The 7,708-nt window shown below is 69.8% G+C and carries 5 protein-coding genes; all 5 read left to right on the top strand.

Annotation, left to right across the window (positions count from 1 at the left end):
- Nucleotides 1–164 precede the first annotated feature (164 nt).
- Nucleotides 165–398 (top strand): tautomerase family protein, encoded by a 234-nt coding sequence (locus ACFVXK_RS22050; protein ID WP_045946979.1) that lies wholly within the window; start codon nucleotides 165–167, stop codon nucleotides 396–398.
- Between the two features lie 10 nt (nucleotides 399–408).
- The gene (locus ACFVXK_RS22045; protein ID WP_389614157.1) at nucleotides 409–1,353 is read left to right on the top strand and encodes a pseudouridine-5'-phosphate glycosidase; all 945 of its coding nucleotides are present in this window, start codon (nucleotides 409–411) and stop codon (nucleotides 1,351–1,353) included.
- A 59-nt stretch (nucleotides 1,354–1,412) separates the two neighbouring features.
- The gene (locus tag ACFVXK_RS22040; RefSeq protein WP_389614155.1) at nucleotides 1,413–2,492 is read left to right on the top strand and encodes an alkene reductase; all 1,080 of its coding nucleotides are present in this window, start codon (nucleotides 1,413–1,415) and stop codon (nucleotides 2,490–2,492) included.
- Between the two features lie 14 nt (nucleotides 2,493–2,506).
- The gene (locus ACFVXK_RS22035) at nucleotides 2,507–3,448 is read left to right on the top strand and encodes a ribose-phosphate diphosphokinase (RefSeq protein WP_045946982.1); all 942 of its coding nucleotides are present in this window, start codon (nucleotides 2,507–2,509) and stop codon (nucleotides 3,446–3,448) included.
- 334 nt (nucleotides 3,449–3,782) lie between these two features.
- A complete protein-coding gene (locus ACFVXK_RS22030) occupies nucleotides 3,783–7,610 on the top strand; it encodes an amino acid adenylation domain-containing protein (RefSeq protein ID WP_389614153.1) in 3,828 nt (1,275 codons plus the stop codon).
- Nucleotides 7,611–7,708: the final 98 nt, after the last annotated feature.

Raw genomic sequence — 7,708 nt, 5'->3', positions numbered from 1 at the left:
TGTCCTTCCTGGCTTACCCGGGGGACGACGCCCGCCCGCGACCCCCCGCCCGCCCCCCCCCCGGTGGGGGGGGGGGTGGGGTGGTGCCACACGGCGGCCCCCCCCGTCCGCGGTGTGCCACCAACCCCCCCTGCACGAACGACTCGTGAGAGGACCAAGCAGCGGTGCCCCACATCCACATCCGGCACTACCCCAGGGACTTCACGGCCGAGCAGCTCCGGGCGATCGACGAGGCGGTCACCGCCGCCGTGACGAAGACCTTCGCCACCGGCGAGGACACCGTCTCGATCTCCGTGGAGCCGGTCAGCCCGGAGGACTGGGAGGCGCAGGTCCTCTCCGAGATAGCGGCCCGCCCGGATCTGCTGGTCAAGCGACCCGGCTACCTGAACGAGAGTTGAGAGAGACCCGATGAGCGCAAGCAGCGGCATCCCCGTCGTCTACACCGAGGAAGTCCGCGAGGCCCTCCACGAGGGCAAGGCCGTCGTCGCCCTCGAGAGCAACGTCATCACCCACGGCCTGCCCTACCCGGACAACGCGGCCACCGCCCGCAAGGTGGAGGACGCGGTACGGGCCGGCGGCGCCGTCCCGGCGACCATCTGCATCGAGGCCGGCGAGATCCGCGTCGGCATGTCGGACGCCGACATCGAGCGCTTCGCCTCCCTGCCGAACATCCCCAAGGTGTCCAGCCGGGACCTGCCGGTCATCCTGGCGCAGGGCGGACTGGGCGCCACCACGGTGGCCTCCTCCGTCGTGGCGGCCGAGCTCGCGGGGATCCCCTTCTTCTCCTCCGCCGGCATCGGCGGCGTGCACCGCGGCGCCCAGGAGACCTGGGACGTCTCGTCGGACCTGATCCAGTTCACCCGGTCCAAGGTCGCCGTGGTCTGCGCGGGCGCGAAGATGATCCTCGACCTCGGGCTGACCCTGGAGTACCTGGAGACGCAGTGCGTCCCCGTCGTCGCCTACCGCTCGGACGACTTCCCCGCGTTCTACTGCCGTACGAGCGGCCACAAGGCGCCCCACCGCCTTGACGACGAACAGGTCATCGCCCGCGCGATCGAGGCGCACTGGGCGCTCGGCAACAACAGCTCCTTCCTGATCACCACCCCGGTCCGGGAGGAGGACGCCATCGACTCCACCGAGGTGGACACGGCCATCCGGGCCGCGGTCGCCGAGGCCACCCGCGACGGAGTCTCCGGCCAGGCCATCACCAAGTACCTGATGCGCGCCGTCGACGCCGCCACCGACGGCCGCAGCGCCAAGGCCAACATGGCCGTCCTCGCCTCCTGCGCCGAGGCGGCGGGACGGCTGGCCGTGGCGCACGCCGCGCACCTGGCCGAGCGCGCGGGGCGCTGACCCGCCCCTTCGAACCACCACCGCACCACGCGTTGAACTCAGTCTGGAGAGACACACACATGTCCGAGAAGCTGCTGGCGCCGGTCACCCTGGGCAAGCTGGCCCTCCGCAACCGGGTCGTCATGGCACCCATGTCCCGCAACCGGGCCACCGCCGAGGGCCTGGCCACCGACCTGATGGCCACCTACTACGGCCAGCGCGCGGGCGCCGGTCTGATCATCACCGAGGGCGTCCAGCCCTCGGCCGTCGGTCAGGGCTTCGGCAACAGCCCGGGCCTGCACACCCAGGAGCAGGCCGAGTCCTGGAAGCCGGTCACCGAGGCCGTGCACGCGAACGGCGGTCTGATCGTCGCGCAGCTCATGCACTGCGGCCGCATCGGCCACCCCTCGCTCTACCCGAGCGGCCACCAGTCCGTCGCCCCGTCCGCCGTCACCGCGGCCGGCCAGGCCTACGGTCCCCAGGGCCCGCTGGACTACCCCGAGCCGCGCGCCCTGACGGTCGAGGAGATCGCCGAGGTCGTCAAGGAGCACGCGGACGCCGCCGAGCTCGCCATCGAGGCCGGCTTCGACGGTGTGGAGATCCACTCCGGCAACGGCTTCCTGCTCCACCAGTTCCTGTCGGAGAACACCAACCAGCGCACCGACCAGTACGGTGGCTCCGTCGAGAACCGCATCCGCTTCGCGATCGAGGTGATCGAGGCGGTCTCCGAGCGCATCGGCGCCGACCGCGTCGGCGTGCGCATCTCCCCGTCGAACCCGTACAACGACATCGTCGAGGGCGACACGCACGCCATCTACGAGGCGCTCGTCGCGGCCCTGCCGCCCATCGCCTTCCTGCACATCCTCGAGGGCGCCAACCGCGACCACATCGCGGCCCTGCGCGCCCAGTGGACCGGCACCATCGTGCTGTGCCCGCACCCGGAGAACGGTGTCGCGGTCAGCGCCGAGATCGGTGAGGCGGCGCTCGAGGCCGGCGTCGCGTGCGCCGTCGCCTTCGGCTCGTCCTTCATCGCCAACCCGGACCTGCCGGAGCGCATCCGCACCGGCGCCGCGCTGGCCGAGGCCGACCAGAGCAAGTTCTACGGCGGTGACCACACCGGTTACACCGACTACCCGACGCTCGACGGCACCGCCGCGTGAGCGACTCCGGGAAGATGCTGCTCTTCTCGGGGCGCGCACACCCCGAGCTGGCCCAGGCCATCGCGGCGGAGCTGGGCACGGAGCTGGTCGAGACGAAGGCGATCGACTTCGCCAACGGCGAGATCTACATCCGTTACCACGCCTCCGTGCGCGGTGCGGACTGCTTCGTGGTCCAGAGCCACACGGCCCCCATCAACAAGTCGATCATGGAACAGCTCATCATGATCGACGCGCTGAAGCGGGCCTCCGCGCGGAGCGTCACGGTCATCCTGCCCTTCTACGGATACGCGCGACAGGACCGCAAGCACAGCGGCCGGGAACCCATCTCGGCCCGTCTGGTGGCGGACCTGCTCAAGACCGCTGGCGCCGACCGGATCCTGACGATCGACCTGCACGCCGACCAGATCCAGGGATTCTTCGACGGCCCGGTGGACCACCTGTTCGCCATGCCGGTCCTCGCGGACTACATCGGCTCCAAGGTGGACCGCGAGGCCCTCACCGTGGTCTCGCCCGACGCCGGCCGCGTGCGCGTGGCCGACGGCTGGTGCGACCGCCTCGGCGCTCCGCTGGCCATCGTCCACAAGCGGCGCGACAAGGACGTGGCCCACCAGGTCACCGCCCACGAGGTGGTCGGCGACGTGCACGACCGCGTCTGCGTCCTGGTCGACGACATGATCGACACCGGCGGCACGATCTGTGCCGCCGCCGACGCCCTCTTCGCCCAGGGGGCGAGGGACGTCATCGTGGCGGCCACGCACGGGGTGCTCTCCGGCCCCGCGGCGGACCGCCTGAAGAACTCGCGGGTGAGCGAGTTCGTGTTCACGGACACCCTGCCGGTGCCCGGGGCCCTCGGACTGGACAAGGTCACCGTCCTGTCCATCGCCCCGCTCATCGCGGGAGCCTCGCGCGCCGTGTTCGAGAACGGATCAGTAACCCGGCTCCTGCAGAGCCGGTGATCGCCCGGACGGACGGGCCCGACGCGGGCCCGTCCGTCCGAAGGGGGAGGCGGCCGCACGCACCGCGCCGTTCCGGTATTCCCGGGTGGTGAGGCTTTGCCCTTGCGCCCCTCAGTTCTTCGGTACCTCCCGGCCGGGCTGCAGCCCGGCCACCGGCGCCCCACCGCGTTCGAAGCGGCGTCCGCCCCGTGCGGACGCCACCCCCCACGCTTCGCGGTGCGGCGTCGTCCGCCGGGCCCTTTCCACACCGGGGCCCGGCAGCCGGGGCGCTGACCGCGCCCGTGCTCCACAACGGAACGTTAGGAAGCGGGAAATGACTCTTCAGGAGACCAGCGTGCTCGAGCCCACCCTCCAGGGGACCAACACCCTGCCCGGCCTGCTCGCCCAGCGTGTGGCGGAGCACCCCGACGCGATCGCGGTCGCCTACCGGGACGACAAGCTCACCTTCCGGGAGCTCGCGTCCAGAAGCTCGGCCCTGGCTGACTACCTGGAGCACCTCGGTGTCTCCGCGGACGACTGCGTGGGCCTGTTCGTCGAGCCGTCGATCGACCTCATGGTCGGTGCGTGGGGCATCCTCGGTGCCGGCGCCGCCTACCTGCCGCTCTCCCCGGAGTACCCCGAGGACCGGCTCCGCTACATGATCGAGAACAGCCAGGCGAAGATCATCCTGGCGCAGCAGCGCCTGGTGTCGCGCCTGCGCGAGCTCGCCCCGCAGGACGTCACCATCGTGACCCTGCGCGAGTCCGAGGCCTTCGTCCGCCCCGAGGGCACCGAGACCTCGGCCCGCGACGGCGCCCGCCCGGACACCCTCGCGTACGTCATCTACACCTCCGGCAGCACGGGCAAGCCGAAGGGTGTGATGATCGAGCACCGCAGCATCGTCAACCAGCTCGGCTGGCTGCGCGAGACCTACGCGATCGACCGCAGCAAGGTCATCCTGCAGAAGACCCCGATGAGCTTCGACGCCGCCCAGTGGGAGATCCTCTCCCCGGCCAACGGCGCCACCGTGGTCATGGGCGCCCCCGGCGTCTACGCCGACCCCGAGGGCCTCATCGAGACCATCGTCAAGCACAACGTGACCACCCTCCAGTGCGTCCCGACGCTGCTCCAGGGCCTGATCGACACCGAGAAGTTCCCCGAGTGCGTCTCGCTCCAGCAGATCTTCAGCGGTGGTGAGGCCCTCTCGCGCCTGCTCGCGATCCAGACCACGCAGGAGATGCCCGGCCGGGCGCTCATCAACGTCTACGGCCCGACCGAGACGACCATCAACTCGTCCTCGTTCCCCGTGGACCCCGCCGACCTGGACGAGGGCCCGCAGTCCATCTCCATCGGCTCCCCGGTGCACGGCACCACCTACCACATCCTGGACAAGGAGACCCTCAAGCCGGTCGGCGTGGGGGAGATAGGCGAGCTGTACATCGGCGGCATCCAGCTGGCCCGCGGCTACCTGCACCGCGAGGACCTCACCGCCGAGCGCTTCCTGGAGATCGAGCTCGAGGAGGGCGCCGAGCCCGTCCGCCTGTACAAGACCGGCGACCTCGGCCAGTGGAACACCGACGGCACCGTGCAGTTCGCCGGCCGCGCCGACAACCAGGTCAAGCTGCGCGGCTACCGCGTCGAGCTGGACGAGATCTCCCTGGCGATCGAGAACCACGACTGGGTCCGCAACGCCGCCGTCATCGTCAAGAACGACGGCCGCACCGGCTTCCAGAACCTGATCGCCTGCATCGAGCTCAGCGAGAAGGAAGCCGCCCTGATGGACCAGGGCAACCACGGCTCCCACCACGCGTCGAAGAAGAGCAAGCTCCAGGTCAAGGCGCAGCTGTCCAACCCGGGCCTGCGCGACGACGCCGAGCTGGCCGCCCGTCCGGCCTTCGACCTCGAGGGCTCCGAGCCCACCCCCGAGCAGCGCGCCCGCGTCTTCGCCCGCAAGACGTACCGCTTCTACGAGGGCGGCCCCGTCACCCAGGCCGACCTGCTCGGCCTGCTGAGCGCCACGGTCACCGCCGGCCAGTCGCGCAAGGCGGCCGACCTGGCCCCCGCCGAACTCGGCCAGATCCTGCGCTGGTTCGGCCAGTACATCAGCGAGGAGCGGCTGCTGCCGAAGTACGGCTACGCCTCCCCGGGCGCGCTGTACGCGACGCAGATGTACTTCGAGCTGGAGGGCGTCGGCGGTCTGAAGCCGGGCTACTACTACTACCAGCCGGTCCGCCACCAGCTCGTGCTCATCAGCGAGCGCGAGGCCACCGGCAAGGCCACGGCGCAGATCCACTTCATCGGCAAGAAGAGCGGCATCGAGCCGGTCTACAAGAACAACATCGTCGAGGTCCTGGAGATCGAGACCGGCCACATGGTCGGCCTCTTCGAGCAGATCCTGCCGTCCTACGGCCTGGACATCCACGACCGCGCCTACGAGCCGGCCGTCAAGGACCTGCTCGACGTCGCCGAGGAGGACTACTACCTGGGCACCTTCGAGCTGGTCCCGCACGCGGGCCCGCGCGAGGACCACGCCGAGGTCTACGTCCAGACGCACGGCGGCAAGATCGCCGGTCTGCCCGAGGGCCAGTACCGCTACGAGAACGGCGAGCTGACCCGCTTCTCGGACGACATCGTCCTCAAGAAGCACGTCATCGCGATCAACCAGTCGGTGTACCAGGCCGCCAGCTTCGGCATCAGCGTCTACAGCCGCGCCGAGGAGGAGTGGCTGAAGTACGTCACCCTGGGCAAGAAGCTCCAGCACCTGATGATGAACGGGCTGAACCTGGGCTTCATGTCCTCCGGCTACAGCTCCAAGACGGGCAACCCGCTGCCGGCCTCGCGCCGCATGGACGCCGTCCTCGCCCAGAACGGCGTGGAGGGCGGCCCGATGTACTTCTTCGTCGGCGGCCGCATCAGCGACGAGCAGGTCGAGCACGAGGGCATGCGCGAGGACAGCGTCCACATGCGCGGCCCGGCCGAGCTCATCCGCGACGACCTCGTCAGCTTCCTGCCGGACTACATGATCCCCAACCGGGTCGTGGTCTTCGAGCGGCTGCCGCTGTCCGCCAACGGCAAGATCGACGTCAAGGCGCTCGACGCCTCCGAGCAGGTCAACGCCGAGCTCGTGGAGCGCCCCTTCGTCGCCCCGCGCACGGAGACGGAGAAGGAGATCGCGGGCGTCTGGGAGAAGGCCCTGCGCCGCGAGAACGCCTCCGTCCAGGACGACTTCTTCGAGTCGGGCGGCAACTCGCTGATCGCCGTCGGCCTGGTGCGCGAGCTCAACTCCCGCCTGGGCGTCTCCCTGCCGCTGCAGAGCGTCCTGGAGTCCCCGACCATCGAGAAGCTCGCCCGCCGCCTGGAGCGCGAGGTCGCCCAGGAGTCCTCGCGCTTCGTCCGCCTGCACGCGGAGACCGGCAAGGCCCGGCCCGTGATCTGCTGGCCGGGTCTGGGCGGCTACCCGATGAACCTGCGCAGCCTGGCCGGCGAAATCGGCCTCGGCCGCTCGTTCTACGGCGTCCAGTCGTACGGCATCAACGAGGGCGAGACCCCGTACGAGACCATCACCGAGATGGCCAAGAAGGACATCGAGGCCCTCAAGGAGATCCAGCCGACCGGCCCCTACACCCTGTGGGGCTACTCGTTCGGCGCCCGCGTGGCCTTCGAGACGGCCTACCAGCTGGAGCAGGCCGGCGAGAAGGTGGACAACCTCTTCCTGATCGCCCCGGGCTCCCCGAAGGTGCGCGCCGAGAACGGCAAGGTGTGGGGCCGCGAGGCGTCCTTCGCCAACCGCGGCTACACCACGATCCTCTTCTCCGTCTTCACCGGCACGATTTCCGGTCCGGACCTGGACCGGTGCCTGGAGACGGTGACGGACGAGGCGTCCTTCGCCGAGTTCATCAGCGAACTCAAGGGGATCGACGTCGACCTCGCCCGCCGGATCATCTCGGTCGTGGGCCAGACCTACGAATTCGAGTACTCCTTCCACGAGCTGGCCGAGCGCACCCTCCAGGCGCCGATCAGCATCTTCAAGGCCGTGGGCGACGACTACTCGTTCCTGGAGAACAGCAGCGGCTACTCGGCCGAGCCGCCGACGGTCATCGACCTCGACGCCGACCACTACAGCCTGCTGCGCGAGGACATCGGCGAGCTGGTCAAGCACATCCGCTACCTGCTCGGCGAGTGAGTGCCTGCCTGCCTGAGTAGGTAAAAGGCCGGCCGAACGAAGACGGCCGCCCCGCCGGAGAAATCCGGTAGGGCGGCCGTCTTTTCGCATTTCAACTT

The sequence above is a fragment of the Streptomyces sp. NPDC058157 genome, assembly GCF_042884105.1.
Taxonomy (GTDB): Bacteria; Actinomycetota; Actinomycetes; order Streptomycetales; family Streptomycetaceae; genus Streptomyces.
Note: the sequence above shows the minus strand (reverse complement) of the source record. Positions and strands in the feature narration are given on the sequence as shown.

Coding starts and splice junctions, on each gene's coding strand:
- ACFVXK_RS22045 (WP_389614157.1), top strand. CDS start 409: ATGAGCGCAAGCAGCGGCATCCCCGTCGTCTACACCGAGGAAGTCCGC.
- ACFVXK_RS22040 (WP_389614155.1), top strand. CDS start 1,413: ATGTCCGAGAAGCTGCTGGCGCCGGTCACCCTGGGCAAGCTGGCCCTC.
- ACFVXK_RS22035 (WP_045946982.1), top strand. CDS start 2,507: ATGCTGCTCTTCTCGGGGCGCGCACACCCCGAGCTGGCCCAGGCCATC.